The sequence below is a fragment of the Mycobacterium kyorinense genome (assembly GCF_002101735.1).
In the GTDB taxonomy this organism is placed as follows: Bacteria; Actinomycetota; Actinomycetes; order Mycobacteriales; family Mycobacteriaceae; genus Mycobacterium; species Mycobacterium kyorinense.
On sequence record NZ_LQPE01000113.1, the window covers coordinates 1 to 19,979 of the forward strand.

Sequence of the window (19,979 nt, forward strand, 5' to 3'; positions counted from 1 at the left end):
CTACTGGACTGCGGCACCAGCGGCGGCGTGTGGGGCCGGGAACGCGGTTATTGTCTGATGATCGGCGGCGACGACGACGCCTTCGCCCACGCCGAGCCGATCTTCGCCACTGTTGCGCCCGGCGTGGACGCGGCGCCACGCACACCGGGTCGCGACGGCGAAGTCGCTCAAAGCGAGAAGGGCTATCTGCACTGCGGACCGGCCGGGTCGGGCCACTTCGTCAAGATGGTGCACAACGGCATCGAGTACGGGATGATGGCCTCCCTTGCCGAGGGGCTGAACATTCTGCGCAACGCCGACATCGGAACCCGCATTCAGAAAGGGCAGGGCGACGCGGAAACCGCGCCGCTGGCCAGCCCGCAGTACTACCAGTACAACATCAACATCCCAGAGGTCACCGAGCTTTGGCGCCGCGGCAGCGTGATCGAATCGTGGCTTTTGGACCTGACCGCGATCGCGCTGCACCAAGCGCCCGACCTCAAGGAATTCGCCGGCCACGTTTCCGATTCCGGTGAGGGTCGCTGGACCTGCATCGCGGCAATCGACGAAGGGGTGCCCGCTCCGGTGCTGACGTCGGCGCTGTATTCGCGGTTTGCCTCACGGCGTCTCGACGAGTTTGCCGACAAGGCGCTCTCGGCGATGCGCAAGCAGTTCGGCGGCCACGACGAGAAGGCCGGCTAGCGGCTGACGCCCGCGCTTTTCACCGCAAAGAAGCGGCTGGCGTCTTCGTTCCTACCCATCCTCGTTAACAGGAGCTGAAGTGACCACCACGACACAACTCGACGCCGACACCGTCGCGATCAACACGATCCGTGCGCTGTGCATGGACGCGATCCAGCGCGCGAACTCCGGCCACCCGGGAACACCGATGGGAGTGGCGCCCGTCGCCTACACGCTGTGGCAGCGCTTCCTGCGCTTCGATCCCGCCGACCCGATCTGGCCCAACCGGGACCGTTTCGTGCTATCGGAGGGCCACGCGTCCGCCCTGTTGTGGTCGTTGTTGCATCTGAGCGGCGTCCAGGCCGTGGACCCCGACTACGAGATAGTCGGCCGGCCCGCGGTGACTCTCGATGACCTCAAGACCTTTCGGCAGCTCGACTCGCGCTGCCCGGGCCATCCCGAGTACCGCTGGACTTCCGGCGTGGAGACGACCACCGGGCCGTTGGGCCAAGGGGTCGCCACCTCGGTGGGCATGGCGATCGCCGGACGCTGGCTGGCCGAGCGCTACAACCGCGACGAGATGACCTTGTTCGACTTCGACGTTTACGCCCTGGCCGGGGACGGCTGCATGATGGAAGGTGTCTCCGCCGAGGCCGCCTCCCTGGCGGGTCACCTGGGGCTGGCGAACCTGTGCTGGATCTACGACTCCAACCGGGTGACCATCGAGGGCCATACCGACATCGCGTTCACCGAGGACGTGGCGGCCCGCTTCATCGGCTACGGCTGGAATGTGACCTCGGTCGCCGACGCCAACGACACCGACTCGATCGAACGGGCGTTGCACACGTTCAAGGCCGAGGGCGCGCGGCCGACGCTGATCGTTGTGCACAGCCACATCGGGTACGGCTCGCCCGTCGAGGACACACCCAAGGCACACGGCAGCCCGTTCGGGGTCGAAGGTGTCCGGGCGACCAAGCGGTTCTTCGGCCTGCCCGAAGACGAAGACTTCTACTTCCCCGACGACGTCTACGACAGCTTCGCCGCGGGAATCGGTGCACGCGGTAAGGCGGCCCGCGAGGCGTGGGAGGCGATGTTCGAGCGCTACCGCACGGCGTTTCCCGATCTGGCTGACGAGATCGAGCGCATCCAGCGGCGTGAGTTGCCCGACGGTTGGGACAAAGCGCTGCCCACGTTCGCACCCGACGCCAAGGGCATGGCCACCCGCGAGTCGTCCGGGCAGCTGCTCAACGCCGTGGCGCAGGCTGTCCCGTGGTTGGTCGGCGGTTCAGCGGACTTGTCCCCGTCCACCAAAACCAGGCTCACATTCGACGGCGCCGGCGACTTCCAGGCCGGCCAGCGGGGCCGGAACCTGCACTTCGGAGTGCGCGAGCACGCGGCCGCGGCGATCGCCAACGGCATGGCGCTCACTAAGCTGCGCCCGTACTGGTCCGGTTTCTTGATCTTCTCCGACTACGCTCGCGGCGCCATTCGGCTCTCGGCGCTGATGGACATCCCGGTCCTGCACATTCTGACCCACGACTCCATCGGCGTCGGAGAAGACGGACCCACCCACCAGCCGGTGGAGCAGCTGATCTCGCTGCGGGCCATACCGGGCCTGCTGGTGTTCCGCCCGGCCGACGCGAACGAGGTCGTCGAGACCTGGCGCATCGTGACCGCGCTGCGGCACGAGCCCGCCGCGCTGATTCTCTCCCGTCAGGCGCTGCCCACACTGGACCGGAGCACGTTCGCGCCCGCGGTCGGAGTGGCCAAAGGCGCTTACGTGCTGGCCGAGGCCGACAGCGCGACACCGGACGTCATCCTGCTGGCGACCGGTTCGGAGGTGCACCTGGCGCTGGCCGCCCGGGAGGAGTTACAGGCCGACGGTGTCGGCACGCGCGTGGTGAGCATGCCCTGCTGGGAGCTCTTCGACCGCCAGCCGCAGCAGTACCGCGACGAGGTGCTCCCGCCATCGGTGCGGGCACGTGTTGCGGTGGAGCAGGCGTCGACCCTGGGCTGGGACCGCTACGTCGGTGACGGCGGCGCGGTGATCGGCATGCACACCTTCGGCGCGTCGGCGCCGCTGAAACAACTGGTCGACAAGTTCGGCTTCACGCCGGAGCGAGTCGCCGAGCGCGCCCGGGATTGCCTGGCCGGCCTACGGAAGGAGAAACAGTGAAAGCCACGGAGACCCTGCATCAGCATGGACAGAGCCTTTGGCTTGACAACATCACCCGCAGCATGCTCGACGACGGCATCATCCAGCACTACATTGACTCGTACTCGGTGACGGGGCTGACCTCCAACCCGTCGATCTACGACAAGGCCATCGGATCGGGCGACTACGACGACGCCATCCGGTCCAAGTCAGGCCACGGGCTTTCGCCCGAGGACCTGTTCTTCGATCTGGCCATCGAGGATTTGCGCCGCGCCGCCGACCTCTTCCTGCCCCTCCACGAGCGGACGGACGGGGTCGACGGGTGGGTGTCCCTTGAGGTCTCCCCTTTGCTCGCCTACGACACCGCGCGCACCGTGGAGGCGGCCAAGACCCTGCACCAACAGGCAGGGCGGTCCAATTTGTTTATCAAGATCCCCGGCACCGTCGAGGGCCTGCCGGCCATCACCGAGGCGATCGCGGCCGGCATCCCGGTGAACGTCACGCTGCTGTTCTCCGCCGATCAGTACCTGGCCGCGGCGGATGCGTACCTGAAAGGCATCGAGCGGCGGATCGCCAACGGTCTCAATCCGGTTGTCGGCTCGGTCGCGTCTGTCTTCATGTCGCGCTGGGACAAGGCGGTGGCCAAGCAGGTGCCGGCGGAACTGCAGGACAAGCTCGCGTTGGCGGTGGGGCTCGACGTCTATCGCGCCTACCGGGGACTGATGGACTCCGACCGGTTCCAGCGGCTGGAGAACGTCGGGGCCCGAATGCAGCGGCTGCTGTGGGCCAGCACGAGCACCAAGCATCCGGCCGCCCCCGACACCCTGTACGTGCACGGGCTGGCCGCTCCGTTCACCGTCAACACCATGCCCGACGCCACCCTCGAGGCGTTCTTCGATCACGGCGAGGTGGGCGATCCGCTGCCGGCCGACGGCGGCGACGTCGATGCGCTGCTCGCGCGGTTCACCGACGCGGGCGTCGACCTGGGCAAGATCGCAGCCCAGCTGCAGCGCGACGGGGCCACGTCGTTCGTCGATGCCTGGAACGAGTTGATGGGCCGCATCGAGACGCAGACGTCGGCGGTCGCCTAAGCAAATAGAGAGGAGACGAATCATGTCGATTCCGCCCCTGTGCGAGCGCCCGGCCTACGAGGCCCTTGCCCGGCACTATTCCAAGATGGAGCGTCGCCATCTGCGCGAACTCTTCGCCGAGGACGCCACCCGCGGCGAGCGGTTCTGCGCCGAGGCCGCGGGGATCTACCTCGACTACTCCAAAAACCGCATCACCGAGGAGACGCTGAGTCTGCTGATGCAGCTGGCACGGGAGTCTGAGCTCGAGCGGCGCCGCGACATGATGTTCGCCGGGGAGCGGATCAACGTGTCGGAGAACCGCTCGGTGCTGCACGTGGCGTTGCGGATGCCAAAAGGCACATCGCTGATGGTCGACGGGATCGATGTGATGGCCGAGGTGCACGAGGTCCTCGACCGGATGGCCGATTTCGCCATCAAAATCCGTTCGGGTGCCTGGACCGGGCACACCGGCAAACCGATCCGCAACATCGTCAATATCGGCATCGGCGGATCCGACCTGGGACCGGTGATGGCCTACGAGGCGCTGCGCCACTACACCGACCGCAATCTGACGTTCCGCTTCGTCTCCAATGTCGATTCCACCGACTTCGTGGAGGCGACCAGGGACCTGGCGGCCGAGGAAACGCTTTTCATCGTGTCGTCGAAGACTTTCGGCACCCTCGAGACACTGACCAATGCCACCTCGGCCCGCGACTGGGTAATCGGCCAGCTTGGCGACTATGCGGTCGCAAAGCATTTCGTGGCCGTCTCGACCAACGCCGATCGGGTAGCTGAATTCGGTATCGATACCGCAAACATGTTCGGCTTCTGGGATTGGGTCGGCGGGAGGTACTCGATGGACTCTGCGATCGGCTTGTCGACGATGGTCGCCCTCGGTCTGGAAGGGTTCGGCGATTTGCTTGCCGGCTTTCACGCGATGGACGAGCACTTCCGCACCGCCCCGCCGGAGAAGAACCTCCCGATGCTGATGGGTCTGCTCGCGGTGTGGTACGTGAATTTCTTTGGGGCCCAGTCGATCGGCGTGATGCCCTACGACCAATACCTCAAGCGGTTTCCCGCCTACCTGCAGCAACTGACAATGGAATCCAACGGCAAACACGTCACCGTTGACGGCGCGGTCGTGGACTATCAGACCGGCCCGGTGTACTGGGGCGAGCCCGGCACCAACGGCCAGCACAGCTTCTACCAGTTGATCCATCAGGGAACCGCACTGATACCGATCGACTTGATCGGTTTCGGTAAAAGTCTCAACCCGCTGCGGGACCATCACGACATCTTGTCGTCCAACGTCTTCGCCCAGGCGCAGGCGCTCGCCTTCGGCAAAACCGAACAGGAGGTCCGCGCGGAAGGGACCCCCGATGCGGTGGTGCCGCACCGGGTCATGCAGGGCAACCGCCCCACCAACGTCCTGCTGGCGGAGAAGCTGACCCCGCACGCCCTCGGTGCGCTGGTCGCCCTGTACGAGCACAGCGTGTTCACCCAAGGGACCATCTGGGGTATCGACTCGTTCGACCAATGGGGCGTCGAGCTGGGCAAGCAGCTGGCGCTGGCGATCATTCCCGAGTTAAAGAGCGCCACCGAGCCCGAACTCGGTCACGACTCATCGACCAACGCGCTCATTCGCCACTACCGCGCGCTGAAGGCACGCCCATGAGCATTGAGCAAGAGAAGCAGTTCGCGGCGGAAGCGGCAGCCGATCTCGTCGAAGACGGCATGACCGTCGGGCTCGGCACCGGCTCGACCGTGGCGTTCTTACTGCCGGCCCTGGCCCGTCGTTCGCTCGACATTCGTTGTGTCGCTACGTCGTCGCGCACCGCGCAGGCGACCTGCGAGTTGGGCCTGAAGGTGGTCAACGAGCTGCATGGCCCGATCCCCCTCGAGCTGTTCAGGTTCGGGCTCGGCGCCACGCTGCGCCGAGTCGCGCCGGTCTCGTTGCGCAATGCACCGCCGAGTCCCGACGGCGGCGTGATCGCCGACTACCGCGGACCCGTCGCGGACCCTGCCGCTTTGGCCAGCTGGTTGGCCGCCACGCCCGGTGTGGTCGAGCATGGCCTGTTTCCGCCGGAGATGGTGACGTCGGCGTTGGTGGGGCGGGATAAGTCGGTCGACTCGATTGACTTCGAACTCACCAGGCCCGGCATGCGTTCGGGACGCACTGGCCAGTTGGGAAAGGTAGGGAGTTGATATAAGTGGGGATGGGTACGGAGTTGGTATGCGCGCGCTGACGGTAGAGCCTGGCCACAAAGGCTCGTTGAGGGTGTCCGACGTGCCCGACCCCACCCCGGGCGACGGCGAAATGCTGGTCGACGGTGTGGCGATGGGGGTGTGCGGCACCGACAAGGAGATCGTGTCCGGCGAATACGGCTGGGCCCCGCCCGGCTCGTCGCGCCTGGTTCTCGGTCACGAATCGCTCGGGCGGGTGCGGCAGGCGCCGTCGTCGGGCACGTTCAGCGACGGTGATCTGGTGGTCGGCGTGGTGCGCCGCCCCGACCCGGAACCGTGTGGGGCGTGTGCCCACGGCGAATTCGACATGTGCCGCAACGGGCGCTACCGCGAACGCGGCATCAAAGAACTCGACGGATACGGCAGCCAAGCCTGGTGTGTGGAAACCGATTACGCGGTGCGGCTCGACCCGTCGCTGGAACGCGTCGGCATGCTGCTCGAGCCCACCACGGTGGTGTGCAAGGCCTGGGAACAGGTCGAGCGGATCGGCGCCCGCGGCTGGTTCGAACCCAAACGCGCGCTGGTCACCGGCGCCGGGCCAATCGGCTTGCTGGCGGCGCTGATCGGAGCGCAGCGCGGGCTGGACACCCATGTGCTGGACCGGGTTACCGACGGCCCCAAGCCGCATCTGGTGGAATCACTGGGTGCCACGTACCACCACGACGACATCGAATCGGTGGCCAAGAAGTTGCGGCCCGACATCGTCATCGAAGCCACCGGGGTGGGCAGCGTCGTGTTCGGCGCTTTGATGAACACCGACACCTACGGCATCACCTGCCTGACCGGTGTCTCGTCGGGCGGCCACAGCATCGACGTCGACGCCGGCCTGGTGAACCGCGACATCGTGCTGGAGAACGATGTCGTCGTCGGCTCCGTCAACGCCAACCTGCGCCACTACAAGCAGGGCGCCGAGGTGCTGGCCCGCGCCGACAACAACTGGCTCGACGGCCTGATCACCCGGCGGGTTCCGCTGGAGAAGGCGGCCGACGCGTTCCGGCCCGCCGAGGGCGACGTCAAAGTCATCATCGAACTCTGATGGCGCGAATAGAGGATTACGCGCTGCTCGGCGACCTGCACACCGCGGCGCTCGTGGGACGCGACGGCAGCATCGACTGGCTGTGCCTGCCACGCTTCGACTCCGGCTCCTGTTTCGCTGCGCTGCTGCACGACGAGTCCGCCGGCCACTGGCGGCTGGCTCCGGCCGCCGGCGGCCCGTGCACCCGGCGCGGCTATCGCGGCGACACGCTGATCATGGACACCGAGTGGGACACCGACGACGGGTCGGTGCGGGTCACCGATTTCATGCCGCCGCGCGGTGAAGCGGCCGACCTGGTCCGGGTTGTCGAAGGACTGTCCGGGCGGGTGCGGGTGCGCATGGACCTGGTGATCCGATTCGACTACGGCAGCGTGGTGCCCTGGATTCGCCGCAGCGACGAGGGCTTGGTCGCCATCGCCGGCCCGGACACGCTGTGCCTGACCACACCCGTCGACCTGCACGGCGAGCACATGTCGACGGTCGCCGAATTCGACGTCGCCGCAGGCGAAAAGGTCCCGTTCGTGCTCACGCACGTGCCGTCGCACCGCCCAGACGCGGTCCGGGCGCAAGCCGACCGCGCGCTGCGCGACACCGAGAAGTTCTGGACGGACTGGATCGGCCAATGCACCTATCGTGGACCCTGGGAAGACGCAGTGCGGCGCGCGTTGATCACGCTGAAAGCGCTCACCTACGACCCGACGGGCGGAATCACCGCCGCGGCAACCACGTCGCTGCCGGAATCGCTTGGCGGCATGCGTAATTGGGACTATCGCTACTGCTGGTTGCGCGATGCCACCTTCACGTTGCAAGCGCTACTGGGCACTGGCTACATCGATGAGGCGCGGGCGTGGCGAGACTGGCTGGTGCGTGCGGTGGCCGGCGATCCGGCGAAGCTGCAAATCATGTACAGCGTCGACGGCGCACGACGGATTCCGGAGCTGACGCTGGATTGGCTGTCTGGGTACGAGAATTCGGCGCCGGTGCGCATCGGCAACGACGCCGCCGGACAGTTCCAGCTCGACGTGTGGGGTGAGGTGCTCGACGGCCTGCACCTGGCCCGCGAGACCGGCATGCAGGCGGTGGACACCGCGTGGGACATCCAGCGGGCGTTGCTCGACTTCCTGGAAGGGATTTGGGATCAGCCGGATTCCAGCCTGTGGGAAGTACGCGGCCCCCGAAGGCATTTCGTGCACTCGAAGGTGATGGCGTGGGCCGGTGTCGACCGCGCCGTGCACACCGTGGAAACGCAGGGTCTCGACGGGCCGCTGGACAAGTGGCGCGACTTGCGTGACCGGATTCATGCCGACGTCTGCGAACACGGCTACGACGCCGATCGCCAGACCTTTACCCAGTTCTACGGTTCGCAGGGCCTCGACGCCGCACTGTTGCTGATGCCGCGGGTCGGATTCCTGCCGTGGGACGACCCGCGCGTCGTCGGCACCGTCGAGGCCGTCCAGCGGGAGCTGACCAGCAACGGCTTTGTGCTGCGCTATCGGCCCGACGCCGACGGCGGCGTCGACGGGCTGCCCGGCACGGAGGGCACCTTCCTGGCGTGCACGTTCTGGCTGGCCGACGCGCTGCACGGAATCGGGCGCCGCGACGAGGCCCGGGAATTGTTCGAGCGGATGCTGGATCTGCGCAACGACGTCGGGTTGCTCAGCGAGGAGTACGACACCCAGGCGCAGCGGCTGGTGGGTAACACGCCGCAGGCCTTCAGCATGGTGGGGTTGGTCAACACCGCCAGGCAGCTCGGCGGGACGTCGGTTCAGACGCGGGGGGTCTTGTCGTAGGGCCGGTGTAGTATCGAAAGTATGTTCGATACCGATCCATCAGCGCAGGCCGCGGGCTTTTTTGCCGGGGTGGACGACGCCGGTGTGATCGATGCCCTCACGGCCGCGGCGCGCAACCAGAACGCGATGTGCGCCCGCGAGTTGGCGGCAATCGGTGAGCTGTATGCGCGCCGGGCGCCCGATGACGACACCGACCGGATCAACTGGGCCATCGACGGGTACGAGAACGTGATTGCCGAGGTGGCCGCGGCGTTGGGCATCAGCCGGGGACGAGCCCGCGGGCGGCTGCGCTATGCGATCGACTTGCGGGAGCGGCTGCCCCGGGTCGCCGAAGTCTTCGCGCGGGGCGACATCGACTTTCGGTTGATGGCCGCCGTGGTGCGTCGTACGGAGTTGGTCGACGATCCCGTGCTGGTCGCCAAGCTGGATGCCGCGATCGCCCGGCATGGGCACAAGTGGATGCGGTTATCCGAGCCCAAACTCATTGAGCGGATCGACATGTGGGTGGCACGGTTTGACCCGGCCGGCCAAAAGTTGCCGGGCCAGCGCAATGAGGATCGCTATGTCGAAGTCTGGCCGCTCGAGTCCGGCCTGGCCGGGGTGTGGGCGCAACTACACGCCCACGACGGCGCCGCGCTGGACCAGAAGCTCGATTCGTTGGCAGCCACAGTTTGCGCAGCGGATCCGCGGACCAAGGCGCAACGTCGCGCCGACGCGCTCGGTGCATTGGTTGCCGGCCTGGAGACCATGCGTTGTGAGTGCGGCTCACCGGAATGCCCTGCCGCACAACGGCGGCCGGCCACCGACGTGGTCATCCATGTGCTGGCAGAGCCGGCTACCGTCGGTGGCAACTCTGAGGCGCCGGGCTATCTGCCCGGGTTCGGGCCGCTGCCGGCAACCACGTTGCGCGACCTCGCCGGCACGGCAAAGCTCAAACCGCTCACGACACCTTCGGCCGATGCAGCGCCCGCGTATCGGCCGTCGGCGGCGCTGGCGGAATTCGTGCGGCTGCGGGATTTGACATGCCGGTTTCCAGGATGCGATCAGCCGGCCGAGGTGTGCGACATCGACCACACGGTTCCGTTCCCGTTCGGCCCCACGCACCCGTCGAATCTCAAGCTGCTGTGTCGTTACCACCATCTTTTGAAGACGTTCTACACCGGCTGGGCTGATCAGCAACTAAGCGACGGCACGGTGATCTGGACAGCGCCGACCGCCATACGTACACCACGAAACCCGGTGGTGCCGTGCTCTTCCCGGCTCTGGCCGTTCCGACCGGCGAATTGGCGCTGCCGACCTCGGTGCCACCTGCATCCGAGCACCGCGAACTGATGATGCCGACCCGACGACGAACTCGGGCCCAGGACCGCGCAGCGCGCATCGCCTACGAGCGCGGCATCAACGAGGCCCGCCTCGCCGCCGAAGCGGCCTGCCAGGCCGAGCGCGTCGCGGCCTGCAACGACCTTCCGCCCTTCTAGCTATTTGCGGCGGCGCGGAATGAACTCCTGCGCTTTGACTTTGATGCCCTCTCTGAGGATGCCGAACGCGTCCTCGTCGCCCTTGAGCACTGAGGTCGCGGCGGCCTTCATCTGGTCGAAGGTCGCGTGCGGGGGCACCGGCGGGATGTTGGGGTCGCAGTGCACGTCGAGCACCGTCGGGCGATCGGCGGCCAGCGCCCGATCCCACGCGGAGCCGATCTGCTCCGGATCGGTCAGCGTCGCCGAGCCCAGGCCCAGGCCGGCCGCGAAACCCGCGTAGTCCACACTCGGAAGTGTTTGCGACTCAGGGAATTTCGGCGCACCGGCCATCGCCCGCATCTCCCACGTCACCTGGTTGAGGTCGTTGTTGTGCAGCACCGCGACGACCAGCCGGGGGTCGGTCCACTCCTCCCAGTAATGCGCGATCGTGATCAGCTCGGCCATCCCGTTCATCTGCATGGCGCCGTCACCGGCGAACACGATCACCGGGCGGTCCGGGTTGGCGAACTTCCCGCCGATGCCGTACGGCACACCGGGACCCATCGTGGCCAGGTTTCCTGACAGTGAACCGCGCATGCTGCCGCGGAATTTCAGTTGGCGCGCATACCAATTCGCCGCCGACCCGGAATCGGCAGTGATTATCGCGTTGTCCGGCAGCTTGGGAGACAACTCCGCGAACAGCCGCATCGGGTTGATCGGATCGGCGGACACGTTGGCTTCCATTTCCATGGTTTCCCACCAGCGCTGCACGTTCTTCTCGATCTTCTCCCGCCAGGACCGGTCGGACTTGCGCTGAATCAACGGAATCAGCTCCCGCAGCGTCGCAGCGGCATCACCCACGAGGTTGACCTCGTTGGGGTAGCGCATGCCGATCAACGCCGGGTCGATGTCGATCTGCACCCCGCGGGCGTCGCCGAACCCGGGCAGGAACTGCGTGTAGGGGAAACTGGAGCCGACCGTGAGAAGCGTGTCGCAGTCACGCATCAACTCGTAGCTGGGACGGGTGCCGAGCAAGCCGATCGAACCGGTCACCCACGGCAGTTCGTCGGAGAGTACGTCCTTGCCCAGCAGCGGCTTGGCGACGCCCGCACCCAGCAGATCGGCGATCTCCGTGACCTCCTTGACCGCTCCCTTCGCCCCGCAGCCGACCAGCATGGCGACACGCTCGCCGGCGTTGAGCACCTCGGCGGCCTTCTGCAAGCCCGCCTTGGAGGCAGCGACCTCGGGCCACTCGAAGCCCAGACTCGACGGCACCATCTTGAATTCGTGGCCCGGCGGCGAATATTCGAGCTCCTGCACGTCGGCCGGGATGATGACGGCCGTCACCGTGCGTCTGGTCAGCGCAGTGCGGATCGCGCGGTCGAGCACATTGGGCAGCTGCTCGGGCACCGTCACCATCTGGATGTACTCGCTGGCGACGTCCTTGAAGAGGCTCATCAGGTCGACTTCTTGCTGGTAAGAGCCGCCCATCGCGCTGCGGTTGGTCTGCCCGACGATCGCCAGCACCGGGACCCGGTCGAGTTTGGCGTCGTAGAGGCCATTGAGCAGGTGGATCGCGCCCGGTCCCGAAGTCGCCGCGCACACCCCGAGCTGGCCAGAGAATTTCGCGTAGCCGACCGCCTCGAACGCGGCCATCTCTTCGTGGCGGGCCTGCACGAACTTCGGCTTGTTGTCGGCGCGCCCCCAGGCTGCCAGCAGACCGTTGATGCCGTCACCGGCGTAGGCGAAAACCTTCTCGATCTCCCAATCGCGCAGCCGTTCCAACACGAAGTCGGCAACCAGAGCGCCTCCCATCGCACACCTCTTCCTGTCTGGGAGCTGATAACAGGAAGGTGGTTACCCACGCGGCGACGGCCTTAGACAAATGAGTCGGGGTGGCGGGATTTGAACCCACGACCTCTTCGTCCCGAACGAAGCGCGCTACCAAGCTGCGCCACACCCCGCGTGAAGCCACGACAGCGTATCGCACCGACCCGTCGGGCCGCCAAAGCGCAGTGCAACGCCGGCGCTGCGAGGTGCCTCACAGTGTGCAGCGGAATAGCCCCGGGTGTCAGTACGGTTTATATGCACCGAAGTCGGCAACGGAAGCGAGACAATCATGACGGTCCTAGGTGCCGTGGTGTTCGGCGGACTCCTGGTCCTCGGTGTGCTGTGGCTACTGGTGACCGCCCCGGCCAACGAAGCGCAGGACGCGTGGGATCACGCCCAGCTGCACGAGCGTTCGAACTCGGCCAGCGCCGCGGCCGACGGGGCTGGATCCAGCCCGTGGGCCTTGACCCACTCGTCGCAGAAGTAGGTGTCGGCGTAGCGGTCGCCGCTGTCGGCGAGCAGCGTGACCACCGACCCGCTGCGTCCCTCGGCAACCATCTCGGCGATCAGGCCGAACGCTCCCCATAGATTCGTGCCGGTCGACGCGCCGACCCGACGTCCCAGGACCGCGCTGGCATGACGGGCGGCCGCAATCGACGCGGCGTCGGGCACCGCGACCATCCGGTCGACCACATCGGGCAGAAACGAGGGCTCCACTCGTGGCCGGCCGATTCCTTCGATGCGCGACGACGCGTCGACGACGACGTCGTTGCGGCGCTCGGCGTAGGCCGCGAAAAACGCCGAGTTCTCCGGATCGACCACACACAACCGGGTGGCGTGCCGCCGGTAGCGGATGTAGCGGCCGATTGTCGCGCTGGTGCCCCCGGTGCCCGCCCCGACGACGATCCAGTCCGGTATCGGGTGTCTCTCGTCGCGCATCTGCACATAGATCGACTCGGCGATGTTGTTGTTGCCCCGCCAGTCGGTGGCCCGCTCGGCGTTGGTGAACTGATCCAGGTAATGCCCGCCGGTCTCGCGGGCCACCCGCTCCGCCTCGGCGTACACGTCACCCGAATGCTGCACGAAATGGCAACGCCCGCCTTGTGATTCGATCAGTGCGACCTTGGCTGCGCTGGTCGACGCGGGCATCACCGCGACAAACGGCAGGCCCAGCAGCGCGGCGAAGTAGGCCTCCGAAACCGCCGTCGACCCCGACGACGCCTCGACCACCGTGGTGTCCTCGCCGATCCAGCCGTTGCACAGCGCGTAGAGGAACAGCGAGCGGGCCAGCCGATGCTTGAGGCTGCCGGTGATGTGCGTCGTCTCGTCCTTGAGATAGAGCTCGACGCCGGCGTTGGCGCTCCACGCCGAGGGCAGCGGGTAGCGCAATAGATGAGTGTCGGCGCTGCGACGGGCGTCGGCCTCGATCAGCCGGATCGCGTTGTCTGTCCAGCCGCGCGGCCTGCCGCGATCAGCGACCCGAGCGCCGTCGCTCAATGCACCGAATATGTCGGCTGCGAGCGCCCCCGGTCGCGGTGCGAATCGCGGCCGCCGGTCGGCGCCGCGATCAGCGTCAGCAGCGTCGCCTCCGGTCGGCAGCAGAACCGCACCGGCGCGAACGGCGACGTGCCGATCCCCGCCGAGACGTGCAGCCGCATCGTGGTGCCCCAGCGCGACGCGCCCTTGGCCCGCGAGCGGTCCAGGCCCGAATTCGTCACCAGCGCACCGTAGAACGGCAGGCACAGCTGACCGCCGTGGGTGTGTCCGGCCAGCACCAGCTGGTAGCCGTCGGCGGCGAAGCGGTCCAGCACCCGCGGCTCGGGCGAGTGGGTCAGCCCCAGCCGCAGGTTGGCGGCGGGGCTGGCGGGGCCGGCGATCGTCTCGTAGCGGTCGCGGGCGATGTGCGGGTCGTCGACGCCGGCCGCGGCGATGTGCAGACCCGCCACCTCGAACTCGCGGCGGTTGTGGGTCAGATCCAGCCAGCCGCGCTCGGTGAACGCCGCGCGCAGATCCTGCCAGGGCAGCGGCTGCCCGTGCACCCGGTGCCCGGGATTGGTCAGGTAGTTCATCGGGTTCTTCAGCCGCGGGCCGAAGTAGTCGTTGCTGCCGAAGACGAAAACACCCGGCAGCGACAGCAGGTCGCCTAGGGTCTGCACCACCGCGGGCACCGCCTTCGGGTGGGCCAGGTTGTCGCCGGTGTTGACCACCAGATCGGGCTCCCAGCCGGCCAGTTCCCGCAGCCATGCCTGCTTGCGACGCTGGCCCGGCCGCATGTGGATGTCGCTGATGTGCAGCACCCGCAACGGCGACGAGCCCGGGGTCAAGACCGGCATGGTCAGCTCTCGCACCACGAACGCGTTGCGCTCGATGATCGAGGCGTAACCGATGCCGGCGACGGCCGAGCCGAGCGCGACGGCGCCGGCGGTCTTCAGAACTGCGGATGCGGGCATGCAGGCATGCTACTGCGCCAGCCTAGGGCGGTGGCGGCGGCTGCTCCGGCGGTGGTGGCGGCAACAGCGGGATCGTGATCGGCGGCAACCCCGGAATCTCGATGACTTGCGAGCCGATGGGCGCACCTTCGGGCGGTGGCGGCGGGGCCGGCGGGACGCCGTTGCTGATCTGGATGGTGACGACGGCGCCGGGGATGGTCTGGCCGTTTGGTGTCGTTCCCACCACTTCCCCGTACTTGGCGCTGCTGTTGACCGACGTCGGTTGGTCGGCGACCTGGAAACCGGCTTCCTTCAGGCGCTGGCGTGCTCCCTCGACGTCCAGCCCGGCGACGCTGGGCACCCGCGAGTTGGGGCCGCCGTCCACATAGCGCGGATCGGTCGGCGGCAGCTTCACTTCGCCAAACTTGTCCGCGATCGGCTTCATCGCGGTGAACCAGGTGCGGGCCGGCTCGTTACCGCCGTAGAGGTTGCCGTCGCCGCAGCGCCGCAACGGCGAGGAGCACAGATCCGACGGCGAACTGGAGTCGTCGTAGATGTAGTTGGCGGCCGCGTACTGGTTGGTGAAGCCGACGAAGCCCGACGAGCGGTGCGCCTCGGTGGTACCCGTCTTGCCGGACATCGGCAGATTCCAACCCGCCGCCCCGGCCGACCCCGACGCCGTGCCGCCGGGCTGGGAGTCCTTGCTCAGCGCGTTGGCAAGCGTGTTCGCCAAGCCCTCCGGCACTACCTGGTCGCACGCCTCGGCGCTGACGGCGACCTCGTTGCCGTCGCGGTCGATCAGCTTGTCGATCGGGTTGGGCGGGCACCACTTGCCGCCGGAGGCCAGCGTCGCCGCGACGTTCGACAGCTCCAACGCGTTGACCTCGAACGGGCCCAGGGTGAACGAGCCGATGTTCTGCCGCTTGATGAAATCGGCCAGGCTCTCGTTGCTGTTCTCGTCGTAGTCGCGGGCGCTGCCCGGATCGGCGTAGGAACGCAGCCCGAGCCGCACCGCCATGTCCACGGCACGCGGCACGCCCACCATCTGGATCAGCTTGGCGAACGCGGTGTTCGGCGACGTGGCCAGCGCGTCGGTCACGTTCATCGACCCGCGGTAGTTGCCGGCGTTGACCACGCACCACGTTTCCTTGGGGCAGCCCTTGGCGCCGCCGCTGCCCATGCCCTTGGCCTGGAAGCTGCCCGGCACCTCCAACTGCATGTTGATGCCCATGCCCATCTCGAGTGCTGCGGCGGTGGTGAAGATCTTGAAGATCGACCCGGCGCCGTCGCCGACCAGAGAGAACGGCTGCGGCCGCATCGTCTCGCCCGCATCGGTGTTCAGGCCGTAGCGGCGGTTGCTCGCCATCGCGATCACCTTGTGCGAGTCCTTGCCGGGCCGGATCACGCTCATCACGCTGGCGATGCCGTTGAGGTCTGGGCTGGCGTACGCGTCGATGGCCGACTTGACCGACGCCTGCACGTCGGGGTCGAGGTTGGTCCGGATCGTGTAGCCGCCGCGGGCGACCTGCTCCTTGCTGATGCCGGCCCGCGCCAGATACGCCTGCACGTAGTCACAGAAGAATGCGCGGTCGCCGGCCGCGATGCAGCCGCGCGGTAATTCGTTGGGCTGCGGCAGGATTCCCAGTGGCTCCGCCTTGGCGGCGCGCAACGCCTCGGCCTCCTGAGGCAGGTTCTCGATCATGGTGTCCAGCACCAGGTTTCGCCGTGCCAGCGCGCCCTCGGGGTTGGTGTAGGGATTGAGCGCAGTGGTCGACTGCACCATCCCGGCCAGCAGCGCCGCCTGCTGCCAGTTCAACTCGGATGCGTTCACCCCGAAGTAGGTCTGCGCGGCATCCTGCACACCAAAGGCGTTGTTGCCGAACGAAACCAGGTTCAGGTAACGGGTCAAGATCTCCGGCTTGGAAAACGTCTTGTCCAGGGTGAGCGCCATGCGGATTTCGCGCAGCTTGCGCGCCGGCGTGGTCTCGACCGCCGCGCGCTTCTCGGCGTCGGTCTGCGCGATCACCAGCAGTTGGTAGTTCTTCACATACTGCTGCTCGATCGTCGAACCGCCGCGGGTATCGACGTCGCCGGACGCGTAGCCGGCCAGCCCGTGCAGCGTGCCCTGCCAGTCGACACCGTTGTGTTCGGCAAACCGCTTGTCCTCGATGGAAACGATTGCCAGTTTCATCGTGTTGGCGATCTTGTCGCTGGGCACCTCGAAGCGGCGTTGCGAGTACAGCCAGGCGATCGTGTTGCCCTTCGCGTCGACCATCGTGGTGACGGCCGGGACGTCGCCCTCGAGTAGCTGGGCCGACCCGTTGGCGACGACTTCGGAGGCGCGGTTCGACATCAGCCCGATGCCGCCGACGGCAGGAAACAGTAGGGCCGCGACGATGACGCTGGCCAACAGGCAGCACCCGGCGAGCTTGGCGACCGTGATAGCGGTCTGGTGCTGCTCCGGCTCCGGCATGGCTACTAGACTAGCGGCGCCGCGACGGAAGTCATCTGGAGTCGTCTCGAGTGGCTGATGAGCATATTTGCCCCAGCGTCACAGGTCAGGGCCTATTCGTTGGTTCGTCCCGCCCGTCCGGCGGTCGCCTTCATGATCGGACGGCACAGTTGTGCCAAAAAAGGGCGTATCAAACCGTTGCGCAATTGGCACCTGACCACCTAACTTAGACGCACAGTGAGATACAGGTAACACCGACGTGCATAGTGTGGCCTAGATCGCATCGCCGATCTGCACCGCGAGTCGGGGGCCGTCGTACTGGCGGTGAGAGCGAAGAGGGGACGCTGGTGTCAGGTACACGGATCGCGGCACGCAAGGCGAACACTGCACCCTCAGGCAGCACCGTTCACCGTGCTGATTCCGAGTCACGAATCGCCTGGGTATCCAAGGCGCTGTGCCGGGCGGCCGACCCCGACGAGCTTTTTGTCCGCGGTGCCGCGCAACGCAAGGCCGCGGTGATCTGCCGGCACTGTCCGGTGATGCTGGAATGCGGCGCCGACGCGCTCGACAACCGGGTCGAGTTCGGGGTGTGGGGTGGCATGACCGAACGGCAGCGACGCGCACTGCTCAAGCAGCATCCCGAGGTGGAGTCCTGGGCGGAGTTCTTCGCTGCGCAGCGCAAGCACCGCAGCGCTGGCTAAGCAACAGCCGTCATCTGGTCGGCGATCGCGCGCAGCGCTTCGAGGTCTGACACGTCGAACGGCAGCGACGGCACCCCGACGATCGCGACGTGCGGATTGGCCCCGGTGAACCGCGACAACAGCCGGATCTCCCGCTTGGACGTCGCCGCCCGGTCGGCGTGAATCTGCAGGACCGCCGTGGCCAGCGCGGCCGAATCCGATCCGTCCGACTCGGTCTGGAGCGTCTCGGCGCCGTCGATGGCCCGCTCCACCGGCAACGAGCACAACATCGGGTGGGTCCGGTTCAAGATGAGCCCCGCCAGCGGCATGCGCTCCTCGGAGAGCCGGTCCACGAAGAACGACGCCTCCCGCAGCGCATCCGGCTCGGCCGCCGACACCACCACGAACTGCGTACCGCGCCGCTTCAGCAGCGCATAGGTGCGGTCCGCCTTCTCCCGGAACCCGCCGAACGTGGCATCCAGCGACTGCACGAAACCGGCTGCGTCGGAGAGCATTTGGGAACCGAGAACGGTCGACAGCGCTTTCATCGCCAGGCCGACGGCGCCGGTGACCAGCCGGCCGATGCCGCGGCCGGGGCCCAGGAGCAGCCGCCACAGCCGGCTGTCCATGAAGCTGCCCAACCGTTTCGGCGCGTCCAGGAAGTCCAGCGCGTTGCGTGAGGGTGGGGTGTCCACCACCACCAAATCCCAGCGGTCCTGGCTCAGCAACTGGCCGAGCTTTTCCATCGCCATGTATTCCTGGGTGCCGGCCAGAGAGGTGGCGACCGTCTGATAGAACTGGTTGTCCAGAATCGCTTGTGCGCGTTCGGGTCCGGAGTACTGGATGACCATTTCGTCGAACGTGCGGCGCATGTCGAGCATCATCGCGTAGAGCTGGCCCGGCACTTCGGGAGCCAGCGGCACCCGCTGCGGCGAATTGCCAAGGTCGTTGATTCCCAACGCTTGTGCCAGCCGCTTGGCCGGGTCGATGGTCAACACCACCACCGTGCGGCCGTTCTCGGCGGCACGCAACGCCATCGCGGCGGCGGTGGTCGTCTTGCCGACGCCGCCGGCGCCACAGCACACCACCACCCGGTTGGTTTTGTCGGCCAGGATGCCGGCCACGTCTAGTCTCGGCGGAGTGGTACTCATCGAACTCCTTGCTGCGCAAGCACTTCGGAGAGCTCGTAGAGACTGCCGAGATCGACACCGTCGGCGATCGTGGGGAGCTCCAGCCGCGGCACTTGCAACTCGTCGAGCTGCTCGGCTGTCTCGGCGCGGGCGGTGATGCGGGTGGCGTGCTGGATGGTTTGGGTCAGCAGGCCGGCGAAATCGGCGTCGTTCAGCGTGATTCCGGCCTTGGTCAGCCCCGCCCGTACGGCGTCGGCGTCGATATCGCCCTCGGCCGCCTTGGCCAAGTCGTCGGGCTGCAGGTAAGCCGGGATGTTGCGGTTGACGATCACGCTGCCGATCGGCAGATTCAGCTCCTGCAGTTCGTCGATGGCCTCCATGGTTTCCTGCATGGGCAGTGCCTCGAGCAGTGTCACCAGGTGCACGGCGGTCTGGTCGGAATGCAGCAGCTGCACCACGCCCTCACTCTGCGAATACACCGGCCCGCCCTTGGCCAGATCGGCCACCGCCCTGGTGACGTCCAAAAACCGCGCGATGCGACCGGTCGGCGGCGCATCGACCACGACCGCGTCGTACACCGGCTGCCGGTCCTTGCCGACGCGGATCACCGACTCCTTGATCTTTCCGGTGAGCAGCACGTCGCGCAGGCCGGGCGCGATCGTCGTCGCGAATTCGATCGCACCGATGCGCCGCATCGCCCGGCCGGCGATGCCGAGGTTGTAGAACATGTCGAGGTATTCCAGGAACGCGGCCTCGATGTCGATCGCCAGCGCATTGACCAGACCGCCGTGTTCGGCGGTCGCGATCTTGACCTCTTTGTAGGGCAGCGGCGGCACATCGAAAAGTTGCGCAATCCCTTGGCGCCCTTCGACTTCCACCAGCAACACCTTGCGCCCGCCGGACGCCAGGGTCAGTGCGAGCGCGGCGGCGACCGTCGACTTGCCGGTGCCCCCCTTGCCGGTCACGAAATGCAAGCGGGCCTTCTCCAGTCGCGCTGGCCAGCCGATGGAAGCCCCGCTGCTCGGTGTGGTCGCCACCAAAGCATG

Annotated in this window: 14 protein-coding genes, 1 tRNA gene and 1 pseudogene; 9 read left to right on the top strand and 7 right to left on the bottom strand. The window is 67.0% G+C overall.

Features of this window, described 5'->3' with window-relative positions:
* From gnd to AWC14_RS13655, 8 genes and pseudogenes are all read left to right on the top strand, one after another.
* On the top strand, positions 1-681 hold a 681-nt coding region (gnd, locus tag AWC14_RS13620), incomplete at its 5' end, for a phosphogluconate dehydrogenase (NAD(+)-dependent, decarboxylating) (protein WP_085241299.1).
* A gap of 79 nt (positions 682-760) precedes the next feature.
* Complete coding sequence (gene tkt, locus AWC14_RS13625; protein ID WP_081968372.1) at positions 761-2,836, top strand: transketolase; 2,076 nt, start codon at positions 761-763, stop codon at positions 2,834-2,836.
* Positions 2,833-3,906: a transaldolase gene (gene tal, locus AWC14_RS13630; protein WP_045385211.1), complete on the top strand. Its 1,074-nt coding sequence runs from the start codon at positions 2,833-2,835 to the stop codon at positions 3,904-3,906. The genes tkt and tal overlap by 4 nt, the downstream gene beginning before the upstream one ends.
* Before the next feature lie 22 nt (positions 3,907-3,928).
* A complete protein-coding gene (pgi, locus tag AWC14_RS13635; protein ID WP_045385208.1) occupies positions 3,929-5,560 on the top strand; it encodes a glucose-6-phosphate isomerase in 1,632 nt (543 codons plus the stop codon).
* Positions 5,557-6,090: a ribose-5-phosphate isomerase A gene (locus AWC14_RS13640; protein ID WP_045385206.1), complete on the top strand. Its 534-nt coding sequence runs from the start codon at positions 5,557-5,559 to the stop codon at positions 6,088-6,090. Before pgi ends, AWC14_RS13640 begins: the two co-directional genes overlap by 4 nt.
* A gap of 28 nt (positions 6,091-6,118) precedes the next feature.
* Positions 6,119-7,165: a glucose 1-dehydrogenase gene (locus tag AWC14_RS13645; RefSeq protein WP_045385204.1), complete on the top strand. Its 1,047-nt coding sequence runs from the start codon at positions 6,119-6,121 to the stop codon at positions 7,163-7,165.
* Positions 7,165-8,955, top strand: a complete 1,791-nt coding sequence (locus AWC14_RS13650; RefSeq protein ID WP_045385202.1) for a glycoside hydrolase family 15 protein — start codon at positions 7,165-7,167, stop codon at positions 8,953-8,955. Before AWC14_RS13645 ends, AWC14_RS13650 begins: the two co-directional genes overlap by 1 nt.
* Positions 8,956-8,976: 21 nt before the next feature.
* A pseudogene (locus AWC14_RS13655) lies at positions 8,977-10,433 on the top strand (HNH endonuclease signature motif containing protein).
* Here AWC14_RS13655 and AWC14_RS13660 read toward each other — a convergent pair.
* The 5 genes from AWC14_RS13660 to ponA2 all read right to left on the bottom strand — a co-directional run bounded on the left by AWC14_RS13660 (position 10,434) and on the right by ponA2 (position 17,144).
* Positions 10,434-12,227: a thiamine pyrophosphate-requiring protein gene (locus AWC14_RS13660; protein WP_045385199.1), complete on the bottom strand. Its 1,794-nt coding sequence runs from the start codon at positions 12,225-12,227 to the stop codon at positions 10,434-10,436.
* A 75-nt stretch (positions 12,228-12,302) separates the two neighbouring features.
* A tRNA-Pro gene (locus AWC14_RS13665) sits at positions 12,303-12,376 on the bottom strand.
* Between the two features lie 256 nt (positions 12,377-12,632).
* On the bottom strand, positions 12,633-13,739 hold the full coding sequence (gene cds1 / locus AWC14_RS13675) for an L-cysteine desulfhydrase Cds1 (protein ID WP_045385197.1): 1,107 nt from the start codon (positions 13,737-13,739) through the stop codon (positions 12,633-12,635).
* Positions 13,736-14,692: a metallophosphoesterase gene (locus AWC14_RS13680; RefSeq protein WP_045385194.1), complete on the bottom strand. Its 957-nt coding sequence runs from the start codon at positions 14,690-14,692 to the stop codon at positions 13,736-13,738. The genes cds1 and AWC14_RS13680 overlap by 4 nt, the downstream gene beginning before the upstream one ends.
* A gap of 22 nt (positions 14,693-14,714) precedes the next feature.
* Positions 14,715-17,144 (bottom strand): transglycosylase/D,D-transpeptidase PonA2, encoded by a 2,430-nt coding sequence (gene ponA2, locus AWC14_RS13685; RefSeq protein WP_045385192.1) that lies wholly within the window; start codon positions 17,142-17,144, stop codon positions 14,715-14,717.
* Positions 17,145-17,470: 326 nt separating this feature from the next.
* Here ponA2 and AWC14_RS13690 point away from each other — a divergent pair, with 326 nt between their 5' ends.
* Positions 17,471-17,824, top strand: coding sequence for a WhiB family transcriptional regulator (locus AWC14_RS13690; RefSeq protein ID WP_045384750.1), 354 nt, complete (start codon positions 17,471-17,473; stop codon positions 17,822-17,824).
* Here the strand turns inward: AWC14_RS13690 and bagB are convergent.
* Together bagB and bagA are read right to left on the bottom strand one after the other, a co-directional pair.
* The gene (gene bagB / locus AWC14_RS13695; RefSeq protein WP_045384733.1) at positions 17,821-18,954 is read right to left on the bottom strand and encodes an ATPase BagB; all 1,134 of its coding nucleotides are present in this window, start codon (positions 18,952-18,954) and stop codon (positions 17,821-17,823) included. The two genes, AWC14_RS13690 and bagB, sit on opposite strands and share 4 nt — an antisense overlap.
* Positions 18,951-19,973 (bottom strand): ATPase BagA, encoded by a 1,023-nt coding sequence (bagA, locus tag AWC14_RS13700; protein WP_142281691.1) that lies wholly within the window; start codon positions 19,971-19,973, stop codon positions 18,951-18,953. The genes bagB and bagA overlap by 4 nt, the downstream gene beginning before the upstream one ends.
* Between the last annotated feature and the right edge of the window lie 6 nt (positions 19,974-19,979).